Raw genomic sequence first — 23,570 nt, 5'->3', positions numbered from 1 at the left:
TTTGGCCCCCAGAATCTCAGGGGCCAACCCAACACCTCCGGGGTTGACCCCTGAGACGGTTGTGGGGGGGGTGGGGTGTCAGGCGAGGCCGGTGGCGGTGATGGTGTAGGTGGAATCGCCGACGCGGAGGCCGGTGAGGCGGGCGTCGGGGTCGAGGGCCGCTACCTGGGGGTTCGCGGTGACAGTGCCGTCCAGGGCTACCTCAATGCCGAAGATGCCCTCCAGGAGCAGGCTGACCCAGGCGCCGGACGACGAGCAGGACCAGTCGATCAGGTACGGGAACTGCGGCGGCGACTTCTGCGCTCCACCCGCCATCGCCGGTTGCGCCTCCTCGACGAAGTGCGCTTGTCCACAGGGTCCTTGGTTGGCGGTCTTGGCGAGACCGGGCAGCCAGTCGAGTGCCACGTCACCACGACCAAGGGCGAAAAGTGCACGCGCCGCATCAGCGGGCCACGCCGGGTACGCGCCGTTCCACTGGTGATCCGGCCGCACGCTGAAGCCCGCGTTGGCGTCGTACGGGGACAGTGCGCGCATCCAGGTCGGTGTTTGCAGCTCATGCTGGAAGAACGACACCATCTCCGCGCACTGCGACTCGGACAGGTCGTCCGGGATGGTCGTACCGATGAGGTTGAAGTCGTAGCAGTGCCGGACCGGTACGAGCGTGCCGTCCGGTTGCCGCGCGTGCCAGAAGCCCTTGCCCTCGACGTACAGCTCGTTGACATGACCTGCCTGTGCTGACGCCTCCTTGCGGAGCTGTGCGGCCCGGTCCGAGTCACCGGAGCGGTCCGCGATCTCAGCGGCTACGCGCATGCACCACACGTTGGCCGCGTTGAAGCTCGCTACCTCGTGTACGTAGCTGCTCACGCACTCCAGCAAGTTGTCGATGTCGCCGTAGTCGGCCAACGCATGCTCACCACGCAGACCGCGCCACGCCGTCGCCCAGTCGTGTACGTGTTCGCCGACCGCCTTCGGACCAACCGTGGTGTCCAGGAACGACTCATCGCCGGTGAAGCGCACGTAGTCCCGTACCAGCCGGGTCATGGCGAAGTCGTTGACCGAGTACCAGTAGCCGACCGGTCCACCGGTGAGCCATTCGGTACCGAAGTGCTTGTGGATGTCCAGGTCGATCCAGTGCTCGATGTGCTTGCGCATCGGTTCCGGGTCGAGCAACGAGTGGGTCAACGAGGACAGGCTGTAGTCCCAGATGAAGGTGGTCGTCTGCCAGTACCTGGGCATCAGCGTGTCGTACGTACGCCCCAGCACGCTGGCCGGGTTGTCGCGCCGGAACCAGATGACGCCGAGCACACCCCACCAGTACAGCTTCTGCAACGCCTCGTTCGACGTCTCCAGCACCGGCAGCGAACCGCTGAAGCCGTCACCGTTCGGGTCGAACGCATCGGCGAGGGCCATGTCCCACACGCCCTCGGCCACAGTGATCACGGCAGGTACGTCGGCAACGCACACGTCGAAGTGCTCGGTCGCCTCTTCCAGCGAACCGGACAGCACGTGTACGTACGACAACTGCGCTTTGCCGGACCCATCCAGCTCTACTGTTGCCTTCAGCATCGACCGGTCGACCGTCGCCGCCACGTCCAAGCCCTGCAGGCTGACCGCGGTGCCGGAAGCACCTGTGCCCACTACCCGCTCTCCCTGGGCGGACAGCGTGTTCGGCTCGGACGGAGGCTCCGGACGCAACCAGCCGCTGTCTGACCGAGTCGCAGTGCTCTCGAGCGCGAAACCCAGCTGGACAGTACGGCCTGGTGCGCCGGTGATCTCCAGCTGCACGACAACGGCAGGGCGACCCGGCGCGCAGGCAGTGGTCGTCCGCAAGTCCAGTCCGTCGACAGTGGTGGACCGTACGACACAGTCCGGCCGCCACACCACCTCCACCGTTCCCCCGTACGAGCGGGCGAGCCGTCCGTCCACGTAGAGCTGTCCGGTGATGGTGTCGCCGTGCGAGTACGGCGGGAAGTTCACGCTGCGGATCGCCATCACGTCGTGATCGACCTGCGCCGTACCCAGGAAGTTCGTCAGCCCGGGCGGGTTGAACATGTCGTCGTACGTATGGGTGAGAACGTCGCTGGCCAGATCGGCGCTGGTCGGGATCGTCATGACGGGTCGGCCCAATCGGTGTTCGGGAGCAGGGGGTACCAGTCCGGGCGGGCCGGGTCGCGGTCGTACGGGTAGGGACCGAGCTCGCGGAACAGCTCGGCGTACTCGGCCAGCTTGTCGCGATCCAGCTCCACACCGAGGCCCGGTCCTTCGGGTACCGCGATCGCCCCGTCGGCGTACGGCACCTTGCCGCCGACGATCAGGTCGTCGCGCAGGTGGTGGTAGTGCGCGTCCGCGGCGAAGGACAGGTTCGGTACGACGGCGCCCAGGTGCAGCATCGTCGCCAGCTGGATGCCCAGCTCACCGGACGAGTGCACCGCGACGCCCAGCTGGAACGTCTCGCAGACCCCGGCCGCCTTGATACACGGCCGGATCCCGCCCCAGAACGTGGTGTCCAGGAGGATCACGTCGACGGCGGGGTCGCGGACGTTGGCGGCGAGCTGTTCGAAGTTCACCACCACGGTGTTGGTGGCCAGCGGGATCGGTGTGTTCTCACGGACCCGGCGCATCCCGTTCAGACCCCAGGTCGGGTCCTCCAGGTAGTCGTTGTCGAGGTCCTCGATCCCCCTGGCGAACCGGATCGCCTCCTCGACACTGAACGCGCCGTTCGGGTCGAAACGCACCCGGTGACCGGGAAACGCCTCGGCGAGCGCCCGGAAGCACTCCCGCTCGTAGTCGGGCGGAAACACGCCCCCCTTGAGCTTGTGCACGCTGAAGCCGTGCTGATCGACCAGCTCGCGCGCATGCGCCACCAGCTGTTCAGCTGTCCGGATCTCCCCAGTGCCGTCCTCGTTCGGGTGCCGGAAGAACAGGTAGCTCGCGAACGGCACCTTGTCCCGTACCTTGCCGCCGAGCAGCTCATGCACAGGTACGCCCAGCTCACGCCCCTGCAGATCCAGGCAGGCGAACTCGATCGCGGCCAGCAGCTGCGTACGGTTGTTGTACAGGCTGGCGGTCGGGTTGGCGAGCATCCAGCGCAGCGCCTCGGTACGAGCCGGGTCATGCCCCAGCAGGTACGGCTTGAGGCCCGTGACCGCGGCCTCCGCGCTCTGGCCGCCACCACCCATTTCACCCAAGCCGATCAATCCGTTGTCGGCCTCTACTTCCACCACGGTCCGGACGAAGCGTCCCCAGTGCGCCCCGTTACTGTGCCGCAGTGGCGCCTCCAACGGCATCGTCACCGTGGTGGCGCGGATGTCGACGATCTTCACTTCGCGTCCTCCGGCAGTACTACGGGCAGTCCGGCGGTCAGGCCGCCGTCCACCTTCACGTCAGCACCGGTGACGAACGACGCCGCCGGCGAGGACAGGAACTGGATGACCTCGGCAACTTCTTCCGGTGTGGCCACGCGGCCGAGTGGATGCGACCGGCCCCACTCCGCGACCACCTCGTCGGTCGTACGGTCGCCGGCGAACTGTGCCGCGGACGTCCGGAGCATCGGAGTGTCCACGGAACCAGGGCAGACCGCGTTGACGCGAATCCCGTCCGGAGCGTGGTCGACGGCCATCGCCCGGACCAGGCTGAGCAGTGCGCCCTTGCCCATCGAGTACGCCGCGACGCTGCTCTGGGCTGCGTACGCCTGCACCGAGGCCACTACTACGACGCTTCCGCCTCGGGGCAGTTTCGGTACGAACGCCTGGCAGGCGAAGAACACGCCGCCGACGTTCACCGCCATCACCTCGTCGTACACGGCGCTCGGCGTGTCCACCACGGTTCCGTACCGCTGGATGCCCGCGGCACAGACCAGTGCGTCGATCGGCCCGATCTGCTCGGCCGCGGCGGCCAGGGCAGCCCGGTCGGCCACGTCCACTGTCACACCGGTCACCTGATCGCCCAGAGCTGCCAGTGCCGCCAGTGACCCAGGGTCACGGTCGAGCGCGAACACCTTGTCCCCAGCAGCTACGAACCGTTCCACAGCGCCCCGTCCGATCCCGGCAGCACCACCGGTGACCACGACTGTGCGGCTACTCATATACGTCCTCTCAGAACTGGCCCAGGGCGAGGCCCCGGGAGAAAAAGCGTTGGGCGGCAAGGAAAAGGACCACGGTGGGCAGCGAGACGAGCAGTCCGCCGGCCAGTACGGTCGGCAGCGCCGCGCCACCGTACGTACTCTGCAGACCGGTCAACGCCGGCATGATCGGACGCACCGAGTCGGACTGGCTCAGGGTCAGTCCGAGCAGCAGGTCGTTCCAGATGAACGTGGCCTGCAGGATGAAGATCGCGGCCAGCGCGGAACCCGCCATCGGCAGGTAGATGCTGCGGAAGATCCGGAACAGTCCGCCGCCGTCCACCACCGCGGCCTCGAACACACTGCGCGCGATCCCGGTGAAGAAGTTGCGCATCACGAACGCCGAGAACGGCACGCTGATCGCGGTGTACACGATGATCATCCCGACCCTGGTGTCGTACAACCCGGTGTCCGCGTACCCGGTGAACAGTGGCATCAGCACCATCTGCAACGGGAAGATCGTCCCGCCGAAGATGAACACGAACCACAGGAACCCGTGCTTCAGCCGGAGGACCACGATCGCGTACCCGACCGCCGCGCCGATCAGCACCGCCAGCACCGGGGCGATCACGCTGTACATCGTCGTCGCGACCAGGGTCTGACCGAGCGCGGCCTTGTTCCACGCGTCGCCGAAGTTGGTGAACAGCGAGAACCCGGCCGGTTTCCACACGGTCTTGGCGTCGTACCCGTCGATGCTCTTCGACGCGTTCACCAGCAACAGGTAGATCGGCGCCAGCCAGATCAGCCCGAGGACGAGCAGTACGCCGGTTTTAACCTTGTTCACGCGAGTCCCCCAACTGGTAGCGCAGGTAGAGGATCGACGCCGCGAACGTGACCACGCTGAGGAACAGCGCGATCGCCGCGCCCTGACCGTAGTCGTTCAGCACGAACGTCTCCTTGTACATCGACAACGCCAGCGTCTCCGACGACGTACCGGGACCGCCCTGGGTCATCACCCACACCACGTCGAACGTTTTCAGGCTGGCCACGATGGACAGCCCGATGACCACCGTGGTGATCGGCCGGAGCTGCGGCCAGAGGTGGTACCGGAACAGACTGAACCCCTCCGCGCCGTCCAGCCGTGCGGCCTCCAGTGGTTCGCCGGGGATGGACTGCAGTCCCACGACGAACAGCAACGCGTTCACGCCGGCTGCCTGCCAGGTGACCGCCACGATCATCATCAGCGTGTTGCCAGGACCTGCCTGCAACCAGCCGGTGTGTGCACCCGGTAGCCCGAAGAACCCGAGTACCTGACCCAGTGCGCCGTCCGGCTGCAGTACGAAGCCCCAGATGACACCAACGGCCACACCGGAGATCGCGTACGGCAGCAGGAACGGCAGCCGCAGCCACGTACCCCACTTGTGTCCGTAGGTCAGTACCGCGACCAGCAGCCCGAGTGCTACCGGCAGTGTGACCAGGCCGACCACCCAGAGCAGGGTGTTCAGCAGTGCCCCGATCAGGTCCGGGTCGCTGAACATCGCCTTGTAGTTGGCCAGACCGGCCCAGACAGGTGAGGCGAGCCCGTCGTAGTTGGTGAAGCTGATGTACGTCGTCCACAGGAACGGGATGTACAGCAGGACCGCCACCACCGCGGCGGCGGGCAGGCCGAACACCGGCGCCAGACGGGCGCCGGTGCGGTCTGCTGCTCGCTTGCTCACTTCTGCTTGGCCCAGTACGCGTCCGCCTCGGCCTGGATCTTCTGCAGGCCCGGCATCGGGTCACCCGGCTTGGTCACGAACGCGCCGAACACCTCCAGCGCCTTGGTCGCGACCGGTACCGGCGTCGCCTCGAACCACCGGTTGATCAGCCGGTACCCGTCACCGCCGACGTCCTTGTTCAGCTTCGAAAGGCCCGGGTCCTTGACCTCTGCCTTCGGGTTGAACGACAGGTCGCCGCGGGAGTTCGCCCAGGCGGTCTGCGCCTGCGGAGTGAGCCACCAGTCGGTCCACTTCTTCACCGTGGACGCGTGGTCACTGGCCGCGGCCGAGCAGACCGGTCCGGTCTCGAAGATCATCGACGTCTTCGGCAGGCCCGGGTTGACGTTCGGGATGACGAAGAAGTCGTAGTCGGTGCCCGGCTTCATCTTCAGCGTGTTCAGATTGCCGCTGAACCAGGTACCGAAGTTGATCATCGCGACGTCGCCGTTCTTCAGCTGCGCCTGCGGCTCGGTCTTCGCGCCCGGGTCACTGAAGTACCCGGCGTCGATCATCTTCTTCCACTCGTTCATCACCTCGACCACACCCGGGTCGGTGTACTTCGCCTTGCCCTGGGCGAGCGCGTCGTACAGGTCCGGGTCCTTGCCGGCCAGCAGCGTCTCGAACCAGACGAACGAGAACAGGATGTTGGTCTGGTAGAACGGCTTCACGCCGATCGCCTTCACCTTGTCCGCCACCTGGGTCAGCTCGGCCCAGCTCTTCGGCGTCTCGGTGATCCCGGCCTTCTTGAAGACGGCCTTGTTGTAGTACATCACCCAGTAGCCGGCGTTCAGCGGTACGCAGTACTGCTTGCCGTCGTACGTGAAGTACTGCTTCAGCTGCTCCGGTACGTTGCCGTCGGCAACCGCCTTGGTCCACTGATCGGTGGTCTCGGCAACGAGCTTCTGGTCCACCAGATCCTGAAGTTCCTTGCCGGTGTGCCAGCTGAACAGGTCGGCCTTCTCCTTGGTCCGGAACGAGGACCGGATGAACGCGGTGTACGTGTTCGAGTCCGAGTACCCGACCGGCTCCATGCCGACGCCGATGTCCTTCTTGCTGGCCGCCCCGACCTGGGTGAACGCGTCCTTCCAGCCGCCCTTGTCGTTGTAGAACTTCAGCGAGTCGACCGGCTTGTCCTCGCCCTTCGCGGCGCCCTTCGCGCCGCCACCGCCACACGCGGACAGCGCTAGCGCGCCGGCCACCGCGAGGGCGACGAACGCCTTGCCTTTGGTGATGCGTTGCATTGTGGTGCGTCCTTCCAGCTCAGGGGTGCTGAAGCCTGTCGTTGATGACGGCTAGTACGCCGTCGAGGTGCTCGCGGGTGAGTAGCTCGGCCAGGTCGGCGTCGCCGGACCGGATCGCCTCGTAGATCGCGTGGTGCTCGTCCAGGTCGGCCTGCCGGTCGCCGTGGATGTGCAGGATCTCCAGCTGTTCCCGGGCGTTCACGACGGTCACGGACTCGACCACCTCGGCCAGAGTCGCGTTGCCGGACGCCAGGGCCAGCGAGCGGTGGAAGTCCATGTTCACCTCGGCCAGCTCCGCGTGGTCGCCGGATGCGATCAGCTCGGCCGCCGTGGCGAGATCTTTCGCCATCTGTTCCAGCGCCGCTTCGCCACGTGTCCTGGCGGCCAGTGCGGCGACCGGTGGCTCGATCAGCGCACGCGCTTGGAGCAGCTCGACCAGCCGGTCGGCAGTCGGTTCCAGTGCGAGCGGGTTGGCCAGTACCAGTCGGCCGACGTTCGGTCCGACGTACACACCTGAACCGTGCCGGAGCTCCACCGCACCGGTCGCTTCCAGCCGGCGGAGTGCCTCCCGGACAGTCGGTACGGCGACCTTGAACCGCTCCGCCAGCGACCGCACCGCCTCGAACTGGTCACCCGGCGACAACTTCCGCTCAGCGATCAGCGTGAGCATGGAGGTCGCCAGGTCGTCCAGCAGACTGCGGCGTACGACGCCTCCCGATGCGTTCACTTGGCAGCGACCAGTGCGACCGAGATGAACCGCGGGCGGTAGATGCTCACGTCGCCGTACAGCTCGTCGCTGACCAGGCTGTTGACGTTGTAGCTCACCAGGAGCGAGTTGCCGCTCCGCAGGTCCGGGTGCTCGTGGGAGTTGTAGGTGATGATGTTCCCGCCGGTCTCGGGGGTCTGGTACAGCTCCACCGGCTTCACCCACGGTCCGGTCGGCGAGCAGGAGAAGTACCCGAGGACGCTCTTGCTGAACAGCTCCTTGGTGTTGTGCGTGACCATCAGGTAGCCGTCGCCCCAGCGGGTGACACTGTGCTCGTTGGCGACACCTTCGAGTACGCGGGTGGACTCCGCCTCGTTCGACGACCAGCCGGAGCCGGTCCAGTACTCCCACTTCTTCGCGGTCAGGTCGTCACCGCGTACGCGCGCCACGTGCTGGTACTTCGATGCACCGAGGTCCTCCACGCCGTACACGTAGGTGTAGCCGCGGTCGCGGAGCAGCCAGCCGGACCACTGCACGTTCGCGCCGGACGGGAGCGGGGTGAGGCTCTTCAGCTTGAACGTCTTGCTGTCGAACCGGGCGAGGTAGTTGCTGGCCCAGCGCCAGTCCCACTGGCCGGTGCCGGTCTTCTCGAACCGCAGCGCGACGACGTCGAGGTCCTGGCCGGCGTGGCTCGTCTGCGCGGCACCGAACCAGTACCAGCCGTTGCTGGGCGGCGGGACAAGTGCGGTCGGGTTGGTCGCCGTACCGCCGGTGACCGTCTTCAACTGGGTACCGCGCTGGATGACGAACGAGTTGTTGACGAACGGCGCGGTCTTCGGACGGGTGCCGTCCGCGTTCACCGGGCCGAGGAAGGTGTCGGAGAAGATCCACGCCGTCCGCCCACCGGAGAGCGGGACGGAGTACGTGCTGTCCGCGCCGGTCCAGCCCTTGCCGGTGTTGCTGTACGCGTTCAGCAGCCCCTCGGGCGCGGCGTGTGGCTGGGTCTTGGCGGTCCAGTTCGTCTGGACGGCGCTGCAGTCCGACGGGCTCGACGGGGAGGCAGCGGCAGCAGGCAGACCGAGGCCCACTGCCGTGAGAGACAGCGCGACAACCGCAACCAGGGGACGCTTCATGAAAGTGATCAGATCACTTGGTCATTTTCGGTGTCAAGACTTTCTCCCCCTCTCCGTCTTTCTGTGCTTTTGTCTTTACCGAAAGTGATGGAGGGGAGGGGTAGTCAGGGTTCCACCAGGGTGTGTACGGAGAGTGGTATTGCCGCTCAGGTGGGAGGATCGAGGGTATGAAGAACTTGATCATCAGGTTGCTGGCGAACGCGATCGCGCTGGCCGTGGCGAGCTGGCTGGTGTCCGGGATCACCCTGGAGGGCGCGACCACGAGCCGCCGGGTGCTGACGCTGCTGATCGTGGCCGCGATCTTCGGCGTCGTGAACGCGATCGTGAAGCCGGTGGTGAAGGTGCTGTCCTTCCCGCTGCTGATTCTCACCCTCGGCCTGCTGACCTTCGTGATCAACGCGGTGATGCTCTGGCTGACGTCCTGGATCACCGGCAAGCTGGACGTCCAGTTCCACGTCGCCGGCTTCTGGCCGGCCCTGTGGGGCGCACTGATCATCAGCGTCGTCGGCATGATCATCAACGCGATCCTCCCGGAGAAGGCCGAGCTGCACTAAAGCTCCGGACATGCAAACGGGGACCCCGGACAGCTGTCCGGGGTCCCCGCAGGTCTTTCAGGCCGGTTTCAGGCTTGGCCGAGCTCCGACTTCAGCGCGACGAACCAGTCGACCGTCGGGTCGAACTCCTTGCCACCGGCGATCCGCGGGAACTCGATCGCCCGCAGCTTGTCGCCCCGCTCCTCGTCGTGGCCGACCACCCCGGACTCACCGCGCAGCGCGGCGTCGACGGCGTAGTCGGTGCACTCCTTGATCAGCGCCAGGTCACGGTCGTTGGCGGCGGCCGAACGGCTGAAGTACCCGCTCTTCTGCACCATCGTCTTTTCCGCGCCGATCCGCTCCGCGAACTGCTTCGCGAACCAGGCGCCCGGGTTGATCGTGTCCAGCTTGACGTGCCCGAACGGGTCCCGGCCGACCTCCTCGCCGCGGGCCTCCAGCTCGGCCACGATCGACGGCACGCCGGCGCCCTCGGACAGGAAGATGTTCACGCAGTCCTCGGTGTCCATCACCTTGCGCAACCGCTCCGCCTCGGCGTCCAGGTCGATCGTTGCCTCCGGCACGTACACGGCGTGCACCGACCAGCCGCCCTTGCTCAGGCCGATGCCCGGGTTCCACTCCTGCTCGTCGACCCACTGCTGGTACGCCTGCGCGGTGGCGGCGGTCAGCCAGCCGCAGTTCCGGCCCATCACCTCGTGCACGATCAGCATCCGCGGGTTCGAGCTGTGCTCGGCAATGATGTTGCGGGCGAAGGTCGCGCCCTGCTCGGCCGCGGTCCAGGCACCCAGGCTCTGCCGGATCGGGACCACGTCGTTGTCGATCGTCTTCGGCAGGCCGACCACGGTCAGGTCGTAATCGTGCTCCTGCAGGTACGCGGCCAGGTCCGCGGCGGTGGTGTTGGTGTCGTCACCGCCGATGGTGTGCAGGACGTCGACACCGTCCGCGACCAGCCGCTCGGCGGCGACCTGGAGGGCGTTCTGGCCGTCCTGGATCAGGCCGCGCTTGACCAGGTCGGCGGTGTTGGTCAGCTTCACCCGGCTGTTCCCGATCGGGCTGCCGCCGAACTTGTGCAGCAGCGACGCCTTCTCCCGTACCTCCGGCGTCACTTCCAGGAACCGGCCGCTGAGCAGGCCGTGGTACCCGTTCAGGTAGGCGATGATCTCCACGTCGGGCGCCACCTCGGTGTAGCGCTCGATCAGTCCGCCGACGGCGGACGACAGGCAGGGCGCGAGCCCGCCGGCGGTGAGCAGGGCAACTCTGCGGACAGCCATGGTCCAGGGTCCTTCCGGAGTGTCTCTGAAGTCGCCCTCAGACTAGTGATGCAGACCACTCCCGGCGGTGGTTGGGGTTCAACTTGTGGACAACGGCACCGGTCGCGGCGGCACCGGCGTCGAGACCACGAACGAGCTGTTGGTCCGCCCGTACGGGCCGAACCGATCGAGCAGTTCCTCCAACTTGTCGATCGCCGCGACCTGTACGCGCATCAGGAAACAGTCCTCGCCGGAGATCCGGTGGCACTCGACCACCTCGGGAGTCTTGCGGGCCAGCTCCGCGACCCGGGTCACCTGTCCTGGACCCGGCTGCAGCCGCACCCAGGCCGCGACCGGCCGGCCGAGCGCGGCCGGATCGATGTCGAGCCGGTACCCGCGGATCACGCCGGACTCCTCCAGCTTCGCGACCCGCTCCCGCACCGTCGGGGTGGAGACACCGAGCCGCCGGGCCAGCTCGGTGGTGCGCAGCCGGGGGTCGGCGGTCAGCTCGTCGAGGATTCGGGTATTGAGATCATCCAGCACTTGACTTCTCGTTTCGGTAAGCAATGCCCGCTCCTGGACTCTGGATCGCCAGAGAGACCTGCAGTCGGCATTCCTACTGTAGTGAGGGCACAACCTCCACCGAAGCCTCCAATAGGCTGTTGGGCGAGCCATCAGCGGGTTCTCAGGCGATTCTCACAGAAGCGCCCTACGCTCGGTGGCGGAACTTCGAGCGGAGCGGGGCAGACGATGCGGGTACTGGTGGTGGACGACGACCGGGCGGTCCGGGACTCGTTGCGCCGTTCGCTGGAGTTCAACGACTTCGAGGTGGTGACCGCGGCCGACGGCGCCGAGGCGCTCGCGGTGATCGGCAACGTCGAGCCGGACGTCGTGGTGATGGACGTGATGATGCCGCGGCTGGACGGCCTGGAGACCACCAAGGCGCTGCGGGCCGCAGGCAACAATGTGCCGATCCTGGTGCTGACCGCGCGCGACGCGGTGGCGGACCGGGTTGATGGCCTGGACGCCGGCGGTGACGACTACCTGACCAAGCCGTTCGCGTTGGAGGAGCTACTGGCTCGCTTGCGCGCACTGCTGCGTCGAAGCGCTGCTCCTGGTGAAGGCGGCCAGCGCGGCGAAGTACTGCAGTACGCCGACCTGGTTGTCGACGTGGATGCACACGAGGTGCACCGCGGCGACGTAGCGATCCAGCTGACCCGAACCGAGTTCTCGCTGCTGGAGTTGCTGATCCGCAACCCGCGCCGCGTACTGGAGCGTGCTGTCATCCTGGATGCGGTCTGGGGCTACGACTTCCCCACCACCGCGAACTCACTCGAGGTGTACATCGGCTACCTGCGCCGCAAGACCGAGGTGAACGGTCTGCCGCGGCTGATCCACACCGTGCGCGGCATCGGGTACGTGCTGAGGGACACTCCGCCGTGAGTCAGCAACACCCGCAGGACTTCCCGTCGTACACCGGTGGGCCGCCGCAACCGCAACAGCCGCAACAATCACCCCCGCCCGCGCAGCCTGTTGCCAACGGCAACGGAAACGGCAGCCGGGTGGCGGCGACGGCTGCCCGGACCCAGACCTGGTGGAACGAGACTCTCCACAAGCTGAGCCTGCACGCCCGCGTGACGCTGCTCGCGGCGGTCGCGGTCGGCCTGGCGGTGGCGATCGTCAGCATCGCGGCGTACGTCACCGTACGCCAGCAGATGTACCAGAACCTGGACAGCAGCCTGACCCAGCGCGCGGTCCAGGCGGCACAGAAGCGCGTCCTGACAGACCTCACGATCCTGCAGGGCGTCCCCTCCGATGCCCTCGGCCTGAGCGACATCCGCGTCGGTGTGATCGGCGCGGACGGGCAGCAGTACGGGCCGCCGAAGAGCCTGCTGCCGCCGATGGGCGCGGACGAGCTGCAGGTAGCGAGGGAGCAGGGCGACTCGGCCAGCCTGCGGACTGTCGGCCTGCGCAACGCCGGCTCGCACTTCCGGGTCGTGGCTGTCCCTGCCAAGTTCTGTCCGACCGGCCTGAGCGAGGCCTGCTCGGCGGAGCCGGAGAACTACCTTCAGCCCGGGGCCTTGGTCGTCGCGCAGTCGCTGGGGCCGATTGACAAGACGTTGCACAACCTGGGGATCGTGCTGTGGGCGTTCGGCCTGATCGGGGTGATCGGGGCGGCGCTGGCCGGCAACGCGGTCGCGCGGTCCGGTCTGCGGCCGTTGGCGCGGTTGACCGGCGCGGCCGAGCACGTCGCGCGGACCGAGGACCTGAAACCGATCCCGGTCAGCGGAACGGACGAGATCTCCCGGCTGGCGATGGCGTTCAACGCGATGCTCGGGGCGCTGGCCCAATCACGTGATCGCCAGCGCCGGCTGGTCGGCGACGCGGGGCATGAGCTGCGTACGCCGCTGACCAGTGTCCGTACCAATCTCGATCTGCTCGCGCAGGCGGACAAGCGCGGTGGCCTGCGGCCGGAGGATCGCCAGCAGCTGCTGGACGACGTACGCGCGCAGATGGACGAGTTGACCACGCTGATCGGCGACCTGACCGAGCTGGCGCGGGACACCCCGCAGGTACGCAACGCGGAGCTGATCGAGCTTTCCAACCTGGTCGAGGACGCGGTGATGAAGGTACGCCGCCGCGCACCCGGGCTGGAGTGGGACGTGCAACTCACACCGTTCCCCGTCTGGGGTGACGAGCGGCTGCTCGGCCGCGCGGTGACGAACCTGCTGGACAACGCGGCAAAGTACAGCGTGCCCGCGGGCGCCGCCCAACGCAGCGACGACCAGCCGGCCGGACACGTCACCGTGCGCCTGCTCGATGGTGTGCTGACGGTCACGGACTCCGGTCCCGGCATCGCCGAGGCGGACCTTCCGCACGTGTTCGAGCGCTTCTACCGCTCCAGCGAGGCCCGCGGCCTCCCCGGCTCCGGCCTGGGCCTGGCCATCGTCAAACACGCGGCCGAACAGCACGGCGGCATGATCTACGCCCGCAACGTGCCCGGAGCCGGAGCCCAGTTCACTTTGTGGCTCCCGCACGCCGCCACCCAGACGCGCTGACGCGCCGGCTCGTTGGGTTCGCTGAGGAGAACCTGACAGATCCTTCAGAGGATCTTCATGGAGTTCTTCGGTCTCTCCGAGCGGATCTTCAGGGCGCTCTCAGGTCCGGCCGACAAAGTACTCGTCATGACCGAGAACCAGCCGCAGCAGCCAAACCAGCCCGGCCAGAATGCACAGGGACCGCAGGGGCCGGAGCGGACGCAGCAGTTGCCGGTGTATGGGCAGCACCAGCAGCAGCAGTACGCGCCGCAGGGCGGGTACGGGCAGCAGCGGCCGGACTCGGAGCCGCAGGGGCAGCGGCCGGGTCAACCCCCCGCCGGTGGCGGGGGGTACCCACAGTTCGGCGCACCGGGGACGCATCAGGGGACGTCTCCGGGCCCGAGCTGGCCCCTCGGACCGCAGCAGCCGGGCGGACCGGGCACCACGACCGCCGAGAAGCCGAAGCGACGGCCCGGCCTGGCGCTGGTCGCGCTGACCGCGCTCCTGGTCGGTACGGCCGGCGGTGTCGGCGGCGCGGCGGTGTACTCGGCCACCAACGACACCTCGACGAACTCGCCGTCGGTGACGGCCCCGCTGAACGGCAACCAGGCGGCACCCGCCGCGGCCCCGGACGGCTCGGTGCAGAGCGCCGCCGCCAAGGTGCTGCCGAGCGTGGTCAAGATCGCCGTCGGCACCAGCCAGGGCGCGGCCACCGGCTCCGGCATCGTGATCAGCAAGGACGGCCTGATCGTCACCAACAACCACGTGGTGGCGGGCGCCGGCCAGGGCGCGACCATCTCGGTGATGCTGAACGACGGCCGGACGGTACCGGCCACGATCAAGGGCACCGACCCGCTCACCGACCTGGCCGTGATCAAGGCCCAGGTGACCGACCTGACCCCGGCCACGCTCGGCAAGAGCGGCCAGCTCGCGGTCGGGCAGGGCGTGGTCGCGATCGGCTCGCCGTTCGGCCTGGAGGCGACCGTGACCAGCGGCATCGTCTCGGCGCTGAACCGGCCGGTCACCTCCGGCGACCAGCAGCAGGACAGCACCACGGTCTTCCCAGCAATCCAGACGGACGCCGCGATCAACCCCGGAAACTCGGGCGGCGCCCTGATCGACCTCGCCGGCCAGGTGGTCGGTATCAACAGCGCGATCAAAACCGCCGGCGGATCGGGACAATCCGAAGGCGGAAACATCGGCCTGGGTTTCGCGATTCCGATCGACCAGGCCAAGCCGATCATCGACGAGCTGGTGGCCAAGGGCAAGGCCACGCATGCACGGCTCGGTGTGACGGTCGGCGACGCGCAGTCCTCCGACGGGCTCAGCAACGGAGCACGCCTCGGCGAGGTTACGTCCGGCGGTGCGGCGGACAAGGCCGGTCTGCGGTCAGGTGATGTGGTCACCGCCGTCGACGGCAAGGCGATCGCGTCAGGGGACGCGTTGGTCGCCGCGGTCCGTTCGCACCGCCCGGGCGATCAGGTGAAACTCACGCTGACCCGTGGCGGCAAGTCCCAGACCATCGACGCGACCCTCGGCTCCGACAACGGGAACCCCACCGGCTGACCAAACGTCCATTCCCTAGACCGGACTGCGCCGCCCACCGAGCGGCGCAGTCCGTTTTTCTCTCTAGGCTGTACGTCGTGGAGATACGCCGGGCGGAGGAGCGGTTTCGGACCGCGAGTGAGTGGCTGGACTCGTGGCATTCGTTCTCGTTCGGGGAGTTCTACGATCCGGCCAATGTCGGGTTCGGCTTCCTGGTCGCGCACAACGACGAGACGGTGGCGCCGGGTACGGGGTTCGACCCGCATCCACATCAGGACCTGGAGATCGTCACCTGGGTACTCGGTGGTGCGCTGGCGCATCGGGATTCGGAGGGCAACAGCGGCGTCGTACACCCGGGGCTCGCGCAGCGGATGTCGGCCGGCTCCGGGATACGGCACTCGGAATGGAACGACGGTACGGAGCCGGTGCACTACGTCCAGATGTGGGTACGCCCGGACCGTTTCGATCTGACCCCGTCCTACCAGCAGGCCGAGCTGGATCTCAGCACTGGTGAATTGATCCCGGTCGCGTCCGGCCTGACCAAGCACGCGGCCGGCGCGGCGATCCACCTCAATCAGCCGGCCGCCGGGCTGTCCGTCGCGCGGCTCTCCCCCGGGCAGTCGATCGAGCTGCCGGCGGCGCCGCACCTGCACCTGTTCCTGGCCACCGGAACGGCAGTTCTCGAGGGCGCGGGCGAGCTCGCGACGGCGGACGCCGTACGCCTCACCGGCTCCGGCGGCGAGCGCGTGACCGCGGGCCCGGCCGGCGCCGAGGTCCTGGTCTGGGAGATGTACTAGCCGGTCTGCGTGATGTACAAGCCGGTTTGGGAGGCCCGTACTAGTCGGTCTGCTCGCTCATTGTCCAGACATGGCGGAGCGCCTGGCCCGCGATACCGTCCGGGTTCGCGGCGAAGCCCTCGACGAACTGGCTCATGTGCTGCTGCCAGCGCTGGTCGGTCGGGTCGTCGCGCAGGTACGCGAGCGCGGCCTCGAAGTCGTCGGTGACGACCAGGTGGAACAGGTCGCGGCCACTGCGCCAGATCGACCAGTCGCTGATGCCGGCCGTGCTCATCGCGGCGATGAGTTCCGGCCAGACGCGGGCGTGCTCGATCTCGTAGGCCTCTTCGGTCCCGGGAATCAGGCGGCTGTGCAGAGCAAGGCGGGTCACAAACGTGCAGGATACGCCGCGTACGGCAGCCGTGGAACGCGGTTCCAGGAATCCCGCTGGACCTCTGGACCGCCGATTCGTCCAGTGTCTTGGTCCCGATTCACGTTTCGGCTCCGGCGAACTCCTGAGCGGGCGCGCGCGTCGTACTTGCGCGGGTTGAGTAGTTTCGCCCTCGTGGTGAGGTCACCACACGCCGAAGACTGTGCCCGGTAGGTGCAAGGTGTCCATCCGTCGTCGTGCGAGAGTTGGGAACGTGAAGCGAACCACTGCGATCGTCTGCCTGAGTAGCCTGCTGATCACCGCCGGTTGTTCGGACAGCAAATCCGGCGGGAAGTCAGGCAACAGCGAGCAGCAGGCGTCCGGCGCCGTGATCAAGCAGTTCGCCGACGCCTGGGTGAAAGCCTGGGCGCCGAACGGCAAACCGGACGCGGCCGGCGCACTGACCGACAACCCGACCGTGTTCGCCAAGCGGCTCGACGATGTCGACAGCGCGCTGGTGACCAGCACGGTGACCGTGACGCCACAGGGCGACCCGAAGTGCAGCGACGACAACAACTGCACCCAGGACCTGGCCGTCGAGGCGCAGCTCCGCGGTATCGGCACGATGAAGTGGACCAGCACGGCGGCCGCGGTGAAAACCGGCGACAGCTGGAAGGTCAAGGCCTCCGGCGACACCATCTACCCCGGTCTCGGCGACAACAACTACCTCAAGCGGGTACGCGCCCTGCCCGCCCGGGCGTCGATCCTGGATCGCAACGGCGTCGCCCTGACCGCGAACCGGCAAGTGGTGATCGTCGGTGTCGCGGCCGGCACGAAGGCGACCGCGGCGACGTACGCGGCGTTCACGAAGTTGCTGGACGTCGACGGTGCGAAGCTGGCCGCGCGGGCGAAGGCCGCACCGGCCGGCCAGTTCGTCGACGCGATCACGATCCGGGCCGAGGAGTGGGAAGCGCTCCGGCCGACGATGACGAAGCTCCCGGGTGTGCTGACGATGGGCGGTACGCAGTCGCTGCCGCCGACCGCGAACTTCGCGCGCTCGCTGATCGGCACCATGAAGACCGCCACCGAGGACACCCTGAAGAACGCCGGCCCGACCGCGTCCGCCCAGGACCAGGTCGGTACGACGGGCCTTCAGTACGCGTTCCAGCAGCAGCTCGCCGGTACGCCCGGCGGCACCGTCGCGCTCCGGGACGGCAAGACCAAGCTGACGATCAAGACCGTCTTCACCCAGAAGGGCACCGCCGGGCAGCCGGTGAAGACCACCATCGACACGAACATGCAGAAGGCCGCCGAGGCCGCGCTCGCGACCAGCAAGCTGCCGGCATCGCTGGTCGCGGTGCAGGCGTCGACCGGCCAGATCCTCGCCGCCGCGAACGGCCCGGACCCGACGAGCTACAACCGCGCCTTCCAAGGCCGGTACGCGCCGGGTTCGACGTTCAAGATCGTCACCTCGGCGGCGTTGCTCGGCAGCGGTGAGAGCACGACCACGCAGCTGCCATGCACCGACACGATCAACGTGTTCGGCAAGACGTTCAAGAACTACGACGCACTGGCCGCGTACGGCTCCGGCACCATGCAGAAGGCGTTCAACGAGTCCTGCAACACGGCGTTCATCTCGCAGCACGCGCGGCTGCCCAAGGACGGGATGACCAAGGCCGCGGCGATGTTCGGCATCGGCCGGGACCTGGGCCTGTCCCTGTCGGCGTACGGCGGCCAGGTGCCGCTGCCGAAGGACGACGTCGAGGAAGCCGCCTCGATGATCGGCCAGGGCACCGTCACCGCGAGCCCGCTGGCGATCTCACTGGTCGCCGCCGCGGTCGATCACGGCACCGCAATGAAGCCGGTGCTGGTACCGGGCAAGGACGCCGCCGGTGCCGCCGCCAGCCCGTTGCCCGCGGCAACCGTCGCGGCGCTGCGGACGTTCATGCGGACGACCGTCACCGGGGGTACGGCGAAGGTGCTGTCCGGGAGCGGGACGGTGGCGGCGAAGACCGGTACGGCCGAGGTCGTGGTGAATGGCAAGGTCACCACGAACGCGTGGATGGCCGGGTACCGGGGCGATGTCGCGTTCGCGGTCATCGTCGAGGGCGGCGAGTCCGGGTCGCACACGGCCGGGCCGATCCTGAAGCCGTTCCTGGCCGCGTTCAAGTAGTCCGGGTTCAGTAAGCCGGGTTCAGTAGGCCGGGTTCAAGTAGGACAGCGTTCAAGTAGGAAGTTGCTGAGAGTTGGCTGAGAGGCGGCGGTGACGGCGGTTTCGTCACTTACCGTCGTCGAATGGAAAGCCTGATCTGTCCCAAGTGCCGTGGGACGATGCGAACGTACGAACGCAGCGGCGTCACCGTCGACCAGTGCGGTGACTGCCGCGGCATCTTCCTCGACCGGGGTGAACTCGAGCATCTGGTGGACGCCGAGCTCCGGCACAACGCACCACCACGGCGCGAGGAAAAGCACCACGACGACCGCCGCTACGACGATCGGCGGAGTGACGATCGGCGTGACGACCGGCGGTACGACGACCGCAAGTACGACAACCATGGGTACGGGAATCAGCAGTACCAGCAGAAGAAACGGAAGAAGTCCTTCCTCGACGACCTCTTCGACTGAGCTACTGCCTCACCTCTGCTGCTTCAACTCTGCTTCAACTCTGCTGCTTCAGCGCCGAGCGATGATGGTGCCCTGGGCGATCGCGCACAGGGTACTGTCGCCGGCCTCGTCGAGCGTGATCAGCTCGCAAGTACAGGTCGCCTGCCGGCTGCCCGCGTACGCGACCTTCGCAACTGCCCGGAGCAGCTGCCCTTGCCCAGGTCGCAGATAACTGATCGTGAAGCCTCCGGTCAGCACATCCGGACCAAGCGCGGACCCACCCGCGAAGGTGAGCGCGTTGTCCGCCGCATAGCTGAGTACGCCACCGTGCAGAAACCCGTTCTGCTGCCGCAACTCCTCGCGTACGTCCAGCTCCAGCGTCGCCCCACCGTCCCCAAACGCCGTCACCCGCGCCCCAAGCAACACACTGAACGGCTGCCCCGCAAGCAACTTCTGCGCCATCCCCAAACTCAATTCGGCCACCCGCGCACGATACAGGCGATCTTCGAAACGGGTGGACGGCGCTTTCCGTCTCGTCATACCGTGGTCGGCGGCAGCCGTATGTCGGAAGGACCCACAGGGAGCGATGTCGGCACCTCCGCCGTGACCGGCCGAGGTGATCGTCCTGCGCTCTGCGCGTTTGCGCTGACGCTGCCCGGTCCGAAGTCAACCGACTTTTGAAAGCGGTGCATCACGTGACGCCTGCTCCTGCCCTGCCGCCGGTCATCGCGGCCGGCGATCTGACCAAGACCTACACCTTCCACCAGCAGCGCGCCGGACTCGGTGGCGCGCTGAAGAGCCTGATCCGGCGTCGGTACGAGACCCGGCTCGCCGTCGACCGGATCAGCTTCGGTATCCAGCGCGGCGAAGTCGTCGGCCTGCTCGGCCCGAACGGCGCCGGCAAAACGACGACGCTGAAGATGCTGTCCGGTCTGCTCTACACGACCTCCGGCGAGCTGGAGGTGCTCGGCCACACCCCATCCGATCGGAAGCACGACTACCTGCGCCGGATCGCGCTCGTGATGGGCCAGAAGACGATGCTGTGGTGGGACGTGCCGGCGATGGAGAGCCTCCTGCTGCACAAGGACATGTACGGCCTGTCCAGCAAGGAGTTCGAGCGCAACGTCGCCGAGCTGGCCGAGCTGCTCGAAGTGGAGCACCTGCTGAATGTGCAGGTACGCAAGACTTCTTTGGGCGAGCGGATGAAGCTCGAGTTGATGGCCGCCCTCGTCCACGGTCCGGAGATCCTCTTCCTGGACGAGCCGACGATCGGGCTCGACGTGGTCGCGAAGGCGCGGGTCCGGGCGTTCCTCGCGGACGTGAACCGGCTGCGCGGGACGACGATCCTGATCACCAGCCACGACATGGACGACATCGAAGCGCTGTGTTCGCGGGTGATGATCATCGACCACGGGCGGTTGCAGTTCGACGGCGCGCTGGACGAGCTGGTCCGCACGGCGCGACCGCGAAAGCTGGTCCGGGCGACGTACGCGACCGAGGTCGACGGTGCCCGGCTCGACGGGCTGGATGGGCTCGACGGGGTCGGCGCGGTTTCGGTCGACGGTCAGACGGTCGAGCTGGAAGCGGATCGGGAGCGGGCCGGGGTGGTGATGGAGCAGCTCACGCGGCTCGGTCCGCTGGTGGATCTGGACGTCGCGGACGCGGACATCGAGGACATCATGCGCGACCTGTTCCAGCACCGCGGCACGCTGGGTGAGCGCGGCACGCTCAGCGGCACGTTGGACGACCGCGGCACGCTGGGTGGCGCGTCGTGAGTACGGTGCGGCGGAACCTGCGCGTCGTACGCCGGATGACCGCGGCCGACATCGCGCAGCAGTCCGTGTACCGCGGTGCGTGGATCATCTTCATGCTGGCGAACATCTGCACGCCGATCATCTCGTTGCTGATCTGGCGTACCGCGCTCGCGAACGGTGCTCGATTACCGGTCGACGAGCGGTACGTGACCACGTACTTCGTGCTGCTCGGCTTCGTCACGATGGCGACGTCGTCGTGGATGGCGGGGTTCTTGGCGCAGGACATCCGGCTCGGGAAGCTGTCGAGCTGGATGGTGCGGCCGGCCTCGCTGCTGGTGAAATTCGTGGCGAACAACCTGTCGGAGAAGTTCCTCAAGCTGTTCGCGCTGGTGCCGATGATCGGCATCGTCTGGTGGATCTTCCGGGATTCGATGAGTCTGCCGTCCGGCGTTGGGCGGTGGGCGCTGTTCGCGGTGAGCCTCGTGTTCGGCGCCGTGCTGGTGTTCACGATCGACATCCTGATCGCTTCGCTGGCGTTCTGGATGGACGATGTGACCGCGCTGGTCCAGGCGCGGGTGATCATCGCGAGTGTGCTCTCGGGCGCGGTCGTACCACTGGCGCTGATGCCGTCGTGGTCGCGTGGTTTCGTCGATCATCAGCCATTCCGCTACACGGTGTCGTTTCCGGTCGAGATCGTCGCCGGCCGGTTGAGCGGGTCTGAGCTGCTGGCTGGGTTGGGGATTCAGCTCGGGTACGTGGTGGTGTTCGCGGCGATCGCCCGCGTGGTCTGGTCGGCGGGGATTCGGGCGTACTCGGCGGTGGGGGCATGAGCACGGGGCGTACGTATGCCGAGAATCGGGAGCCGCTTGACCAGAGCTGGATGCACAAGCAGTTGCGGCATCTCCGGTTGTGGCGGCGGTTCTTCGCGCAGGCCGTTGTTCGCGAGACGCACTACCGGGCGCACTTCCTGACCACGTTGCTGGTGGGCCTGGTGCAGTTGGGACTCGGGATCGTACCGACGTTGTTGCTGTTCGGGTTCACCCAGGAAGTCCATGGGTGGTCGCGGGCGGAGGTGATCGCGCTGGTCGGGGTGTTCCAGATCATCACCGGGCTGATGGCGACGTTCGTAGCGCCGAACCTGAGCCGGATGACCACGTACCTGACCGAAGGCGAGCTGGACGGCGTGCTGCTCCGTCCGGTGTCGAGCCAGTTCTATCTGACGCTGCGCTGGATCAACGTCGCCGAGCTGACGAATGTTGCCAGCGGCCTCGTTGTACTGGCGATCGGACTCGTGCAGTCGAAGCTGTCGCCCGGTCCGGTGCAGGTGGTGCAGGCTGTTGTCCTGGCCGCGTGTGGACTGGTGTTGCTGACGGCGGTGTGGTCGGCGATGTCGTTCCTCGCGTTCTGGCTGCAGTCGGTGAACCCGATCGGTGTCGTGTTCCTGAGTCTGGTGGAGGCGGGGCGGTACCCGTTGGTGTTCTTCCCGGTCGCCGTCCGGACGTTCCTGACCTTCGCGTTCCCGGTGGCGTTCGCGACGACCTTTCCGGTACGGGCCTTGGCCGGCGACCTTGGCTGGCGGACCGTTGGTTTGGGTGTTGCATTGACACTAGTTTCACTGACACTAGTTCGGTTGTTGTGGCGGCGGGGGTTGCTGACGTACTCCAGCGCCTCGAGCTGATGTGGTTACCTGTGAGGTATGAGCTGGTGGCTCCTGCACGTGGACATGGATCAGTTCATCGCGGCCGTCGAGATCCGGCGCCGGCCTGAACTCCGCGGACTCCCTGTCGTGGTCGGTGGTTCCGGCGATCCGACCCAGCCCCGACAGGTGGTCGCCACCGCGTCGTACGAAGCCCGGGCATTCGGCGTGCGCTCGGGCATGCCGGTGCGGGCCGCGTACAAGAAGTGCCCGGAGGCGGTGTTCCTGCCGTCGGACCCGGCCACGTACGAGGCCGCGTCGACGGAGGTGATGGACACGCTGCGTTCGTTCCCGGTCGTGGTCGAGGTCTGGGGCTGGGACGAATGCTTCGTCGGCGCCGAAACCGACGACCCCGAAGCCCTCGCCACCGAACTCCGCGCCGCGGTCGAAGCACGAACCACACTCACCTGCTCAGTAGGCATAGGCGACAACAAAACCCGCGCCAAACTGGCCACCGGCTTCGCCAAACACCAACGCTCCCACGCCGTACCGTTCGAACCCGCCGCGGACTCCACCACCGCGCCGGCTGCGGACTCCACCACCGCGGGGGTTGCCGACGGAACCGCCGAGTCCCCCGCCGTTGCCGACCCCGTCAGATCAGCCGCCGACCCGGCCGCCGGGATCTACCGCCTCACCGCGGCGAACTGGCGTCAGGTGATGGACCACCGCCCGGTCCGCGACCTCTGGGGCGTCGGCGCCCGGATGGAACACAACCTGAACGAACTCGGCATCACCACAGTCGCCGAACTCGCCGCCGCCGACGTAGAGCTCCTGAAGAAGCGCTTCGGCCCCAAAATGGGCACCTGGTACGCCGCCCTGGGCCGCGGCCTCGGCGACACCCAGGTCACCGACATCCCCCGTGAACCAGTCTCCCGCAGCCGCGAAGAAACCTTCCCCCAGGACCTGACAGACCCCACCACCATCGCCGAAGAACTGCGCCGAATCGCCATCCAGGTAACCGACGACGTGGTCGCCGAAGGCCGAACCATCCAACGCATCTGGGTAAAAGTCCGCTTCACCAGCTTCTACACCCCGGCGGGTTCAGGGGGTGATTGCAACACCTGTCGGTTGAAGGGGTGTTGTGATGGG

23 protein-coding genes are annotated in these 23,570 nt (G+C 67.2%); 11 read left to right on the top strand and 12 right to left on the bottom strand.

The window, feature by feature from the left end; all coding sequences use genetic code 11:
* Positions 1 to 78: 78 nt before the first annotated feature.
* Genes ABD260_RS00115 through ABD260_RS00080 form a run of 8 tightly spaced genes read right to left on the bottom strand, consistent with a single transcriptional unit; the run spans position 79 to position 8,897 of the window.
* On the bottom strand, positions 79 to 2,112 hold the full coding sequence (locus tag ABD260_RS00115) for a glucosidase family protein (RefSeq protein ID WP_344231192.1): 2,034 nt from the start codon (positions 2,110 to 2,112) through the stop codon (positions 79 to 81).
* Positions 2,109 to 3,323 carry an enolase C-terminal domain-like protein gene (locus ABD260_RS00110; protein ID WP_344231191.1) on the bottom strand — a complete coding sequence of 405 codons (1,215 nt, stop codon included), beginning with the start codon at positions 3,321 to 3,323 and terminating at the stop codon, positions 2,109 to 2,111. The genes ABD260_RS00115 and ABD260_RS00110 overlap by 4 nt, the downstream gene beginning before the upstream one ends.
* The gene (locus ABD260_RS00105; protein WP_344231190.1) at positions 3,320 to 4,084 is read right to left on the bottom strand and encodes an SDR family NAD(P)-dependent oxidoreductase; all 765 of its coding nucleotides are present in this window, start codon (positions 4,082 to 4,084) and stop codon (positions 3,320 to 3,322) included. The genes ABD260_RS00110 and ABD260_RS00105 overlap by 4 nt, the downstream gene beginning before the upstream one ends.
* A gap of 10 nt (positions 4,085 to 4,094) precedes the next feature.
* Positions 4,095 to 4,904 carry a carbohydrate ABC transporter permease gene (locus ABD260_RS00100; RefSeq protein WP_344231189.1) on the bottom strand — a complete coding sequence of 270 codons (810 nt, stop codon included), beginning with the start codon at positions 4,902 to 4,904 and terminating at the stop codon, positions 4,095 to 4,097.
* Positions 4,891 to 5,778: a carbohydrate ABC transporter permease gene (locus ABD260_RS00095; protein WP_344231188.1), complete on the bottom strand. Its 888-nt coding sequence runs from the start codon at positions 5,776 to 5,778 to the stop codon at positions 4,891 to 4,893. The genes ABD260_RS00100 and ABD260_RS00095 overlap by 14 nt, the downstream gene beginning before the upstream one ends.
* Entirely contained in the window at positions 5,775 to 7,058 is a 1,284-nt protein-coding gene (locus ABD260_RS00090; protein ID WP_344231187.1) for an ABC transporter substrate-binding protein, read from the bottom strand. The genes ABD260_RS00095 and ABD260_RS00090 overlap by 4 nt, the downstream gene beginning before the upstream one ends.
* Positions 7,059 to 7,077: 19 nt before the next feature.
* The gene (locus ABD260_RS00085) at positions 7,078 to 7,785 is read right to left on the bottom strand and encodes a FadR/GntR family transcriptional regulator (RefSeq protein WP_344231186.1); all 708 of its coding nucleotides are present in this window, start codon (positions 7,783 to 7,785) and stop codon (positions 7,078 to 7,080) included.
* A complete protein-coding gene (locus tag ABD260_RS00080; protein WP_344231185.1) occupies positions 7,782 to 8,897 on the bottom strand; it encodes a DUF4185 domain-containing protein in 1,116 nt (371 codons plus the stop codon). Before ABD260_RS00080 ends, ABD260_RS00085 begins: the two co-directional genes overlap by 4 nt.
* A gap of 167 nt (positions 8,898 to 9,064) precedes the next feature.
* On the opposite strand from ABD260_RS00080, the gene ABD260_RS00075 reads away from it, so the two are divergent.
* Positions 9,065 to 9,451, top strand: coding sequence for a phage holin family protein (locus ABD260_RS00075; RefSeq protein WP_344231184.1), 387 nt, complete (start codon positions 9,065 to 9,067; stop codon positions 9,449 to 9,451).
* Positions 9,452 to 9,519: 68 nt separating this feature from the next.
* Here ABD260_RS00075 and ABD260_RS00070 read toward each other — a convergent pair whose 3' ends face one another.
* Together ABD260_RS00070 and ABD260_RS00065 are read right to left on the bottom strand one after the other, a co-directional pair.
* Entirely contained in the window at positions 9,520 to 10,719 is a 1,200-nt protein-coding gene (locus ABD260_RS00070) for a pyrophosphate--fructose-6-phosphate 1-phosphotransferase (protein ID WP_344231183.1), read from the bottom strand.
* Between the two features lie 78 nt (positions 10,720 to 10,797).
* Entirely contained in the window at positions 10,798 to 11,241 is a 444-nt protein-coding gene (locus ABD260_RS00065; protein ID WP_344231182.1) for an Lrp/AsnC family transcriptional regulator, read from the bottom strand.
* 207 nt (positions 11,242 to 11,448) lie between these two features.
* Between ABD260_RS00065 and ABD260_RS00060 the strand changes: the two genes are divergently transcribed.
* The 4 genes from ABD260_RS00060 to ABD260_RS00045 all read left to right on the top strand — a co-directional run bounded on the left by ABD260_RS00060 (position 11,449) and on the right by ABD260_RS00045 (position 16,078).
* Positions 11,449 to 12,141 (top strand): response regulator transcription factor, encoded by a 693-nt coding sequence (locus tag ABD260_RS00060; RefSeq protein WP_344231181.1) that lies wholly within the window; start codon positions 11,449 to 11,451, stop codon positions 12,139 to 12,141.
* Positions 12,138 to 13,757 carry a sensor histidine kinase gene (locus tag ABD260_RS00055; protein WP_344231180.1) on the top strand — a complete coding sequence of 540 codons (1,620 nt, stop codon included), beginning with the start codon at positions 12,138 to 12,140 and terminating at the stop codon, positions 13,755 to 13,757. Before ABD260_RS00060 ends, ABD260_RS00055 begins: the two co-directional genes overlap by 4 nt.
* Positions 13,758 to 13,814: 57 nt before the next feature.
* The gene (locus ABD260_RS00050; RefSeq protein WP_344231179.1) at positions 13,815 to 15,302 is read left to right on the top strand and encodes a S1C family serine protease; all 1,488 of its coding nucleotides are present in this window, start codon (positions 13,815 to 13,817) and stop codon (positions 15,300 to 15,302) included.
* Between the two features lie 77 nt (positions 15,303 to 15,379).
* Positions 15,380 to 16,078 (top strand): pirin family protein, encoded by a 699-nt coding sequence (locus ABD260_RS00045; protein ID WP_344231178.1) that lies wholly within the window; start codon positions 15,380 to 15,382, stop codon positions 16,076 to 16,078.
* 40 nt (positions 16,079 to 16,118) lie between these two features.
* Here the strand turns inward: ABD260_RS00045 and ABD260_RS00040 are convergent, their stop codons facing one another.
* Positions 16,119 to 16,448, bottom strand: a complete 330-nt coding sequence (locus tag ABD260_RS00040) for an L-rhamnose mutarotase (protein WP_344231177.1) — start codon at positions 16,446 to 16,448, stop codon at positions 16,119 to 16,121.
* A gap of 253 nt (positions 16,449 to 16,701) precedes the next feature.
* Between ABD260_RS00040 and ABD260_RS00035 the strand changes: the two genes are divergently transcribed.
* Complete coding sequence (locus ABD260_RS00035; protein WP_344231176.1) at positions 16,702 to 18,600, top strand: penicillin-binding transpeptidase domain-containing protein; 1,899 nt, start codon at positions 16,702 to 16,704, stop codon at positions 18,598 to 18,600.
* Between the two features lie 122 nt (positions 18,601 to 18,722).
* Positions 18,723 to 19,052 carry a TFIIB-type zinc ribbon-containing protein gene (locus ABD260_RS00030; RefSeq protein ID WP_344231175.1) on the top strand — a complete coding sequence of 110 codons (330 nt, stop codon included), beginning with the start codon at positions 18,723 to 18,725 and terminating at the stop codon, positions 19,050 to 19,052.
* A 48-nt stretch (positions 19,053 to 19,100) separates the two neighbouring features.
* Here ABD260_RS00030 and ABD260_RS00025 read toward each other — a convergent pair whose 3' ends face one another.
* A complete protein-coding gene (locus tag ABD260_RS00025; protein ID WP_344231174.1) occupies positions 19,101 to 19,514 on the bottom strand; it encodes a PaaI family thioesterase in 414 nt (137 codons plus the stop codon).
* 212 nt (positions 19,515 to 19,726) lie between these two features.
* On the opposite strand from ABD260_RS00025, the gene ABD260_RS00020 reads away from it, so the two are divergent.
* The 4 genes from ABD260_RS00020 to ABD260_RS00005 form a co-directional block, all read left to right on the top strand.
* The gene (locus ABD260_RS00020; protein WP_344231173.1) at positions 19,727 to 20,806 is read left to right on the top strand and encodes an ABC transporter ATP-binding protein; all 1,080 of its coding nucleotides are present in this window, start codon (positions 19,727 to 19,729) and stop codon (positions 20,804 to 20,806) included.
* Positions 20,803 to 21,615: an ABC transporter permease gene (locus ABD260_RS00015; protein WP_344231172.1), complete on the top strand. Its 813-nt coding sequence runs from the start codon at positions 20,803 to 20,805 to the stop codon at positions 21,613 to 21,615. Before ABD260_RS00020 ends, ABD260_RS00015 begins: the two co-directional genes overlap by 4 nt.
* Positions 21,612 to 22,463 carry an ABC transporter permease gene (locus ABD260_RS00010; protein ID WP_344231171.1) on the top strand — a complete coding sequence of 284 codons (852 nt, stop codon included), beginning with the start codon at positions 21,612 to 21,614 and terminating at the stop codon, positions 22,461 to 22,463. Before ABD260_RS00015 ends, ABD260_RS00010 begins: the two co-directional genes overlap by 4 nt.
* 18 nt (positions 22,464 to 22,481) lie before the next feature.
* Positions 22,482 to 23,570: DNA polymerase IV (locus ABD260_RS00005; RefSeq protein WP_344231170.1), on the top strand; the 1,089-nt coding region annotated here is incomplete at its 3' end.

Source organism: Kribbella hippodromi (assembly GCF_039531045.1).
Classification (GTDB): Bacteria; Actinomycetota; Actinomycetes; order Propionibacteriales; family Kribbellaceae; genus Kribbella; species Kribbella hippodromi.
The sequence above is the reverse complement of the archived record's forward strand: the minus strand, read 5'-3'. Positions and strand labels throughout refer to the sequence as shown.